Raw genomic sequence first — 1,769 nt, forward strand, 5'->3', positions numbered from 1 at the left:
TGGAAATTTCCCGTGCCTGTTGAGCGCGGAGTCACGAAAAAAGGGCGCATCAAACCAAACCCAGCCAAAAACCATGTCAGATACCAGATTTTTACTGGGAATTCGTGAAGGACTAAGGCAAAGGAGGCGTTAATCCTTGGCGCTATTCACCTTCCTTCGAGGCGTGTAGAGTTGGCCGCTGCGTAGCAGCACATCGACCAGACGCACGAGTTTTCTTGCCGTTAAGACGAGGGCGCGTTTGTGTTGATTCTTGGGCACTTCGTGATACTTCTTCCGGTAATATTCACCGAATTCTTCATCGCGCATCCTAACCGAGTTGGCAGCTTCAACGAGGTAGTAGCGCAGGAATCGGTTGCCGGATTTGATGCGGGCGGTGTCCTCCGCCTCGAAGACGCCGGACTGGTGCCTGCGCCACGTCAGACCTGCGTACTTGGCGACGGCGGCTTGATCCTTGAACCGTTCAATATCGCCGAGTTCGCCGAGCAGACCGGCTGCATAGACTTTGCCGATGCCGGGCACTGACAGCAAGCACTGAGCGCCTTGAATGCCGTCGAGGACCCGCTCGATCGCTTTGTCGAGATCCTTGAGCTGCTTCTGGATGCTGCGGATGGATTCGATGGAGGTGCCGAGCACCAGGTCAATCGAATCCTCCACGACCTTGGACAGCCGATAGGAGGCGCGGGCAGCTTGCTGAATGCAGCGGGCGACCCGCTCGGGATCGGGGAAACGATTGCGTCCCTTGTCCCGCAGATAGTCGGCCAGATCGGCCACGTCCATCTCGGCGATGTCATCGAGGCTGAACTTCTCGGAGAGCATCTCCATGAGCGCATGGCCAAACACGGAGCTGTCGACCTCGGTTGTAAACGCATTGCACTTGTAGAACAGGTTCTGCAAGAAGTACTGCTTCTCGCGAGCCAAGTTATGGACCAAGTGGAAACGCATGCGCGTGAGGCGTTGAAGGGCGACATACTGCTCCTGCATGACGATGGTGGTCGTCAGGCGGCCGAAGCGCAGGCGATCCGCAATGACCCAGGCGTCGAGCCGGTCGGTCTTGTCCATATCCGCATAGGCTTCTCTGAACTTGCTGATGAGCTTGGGGTTCAAGGTGAACACCTTGGCCTTGCGCTCTCGAAGCGCTGGATCCTGATGCAGGTACATGGCAGGGTGCCAGCTGTAGACGGAAGTGGCTTCCAAGCCGATGTGAATCTCGGTGACGGCCAACTTGTTCGCTGCAGCGACGATTTGGTCACGCAAGTGCGAGGCGCCATTCAAATTGTTTTTGACGGTGAGTGTCTCAAGCTTGTCACCGTCAGCGTTCATGAAACACGCTTCGAGCTCTTGCGAGCTCACGTCAATACCGACAAAAAGCTTCAAGTGAAATTCCTCCTTTCGCTAGGGATTCAGGGAATGGACGCTCCGGGATGCCTCCGGCGCACGCGCAGATCTATCACCCTCGCGTATGAGGACACACTTCGGGCCATGAGCTGCCCCGGATCTGCTAAAACCGGGCATGGGATGCCGAAGGGAACAGCCAGCGGGTAAGAAGCTCAGACGCGTACCGGAGAAACAGACTTAAGGAGTAGACGATGCTACTGGAGGCAGAAGGATTTCCCCGAATGGACCCTACGTTCCATTGTCCAGAGGCATACCGGAAAGTCCAGTCCCTGATGGAATTTTCAAAGAACAAGCTGGAAATTTGGAGGCTGTTTTCCATCCCCCGGGGGGATGGAAATGAACCTAAAAGAGCTTTTTAAAGATACTATACGAGG

The 1,769-nt window shown here is 55.6% G+C and carries 1 protein-coding gene; it reads right to left on the reverse strand.

Annotation, left to right across the window (positions count from 1 at the left end; all coding sequences use genetic code 11):
- Positions 1-129: 129 nt before the first annotated feature.
- On the reverse strand, positions 130-1,374 hold the full coding sequence (locus tag RW092_RS06080; protein ID WP_016312179.1) for an IS110 family RNA-guided transposase: 1,245 nt from the start codon (positions 1,372-1,374) through the stop codon (positions 130-132).
- Positions 1,375-1,769 lie beyond the last annotated feature (395 nt).

The organism is Paenibacillus sp. 3LSP (assembly GCF_032465655.1).
Lineage (GTDB): Bacteria > Bacillota > Bacilli > Paenibacillales > Paenibacillaceae > Fontibacillus > Fontibacillus barengoltzii.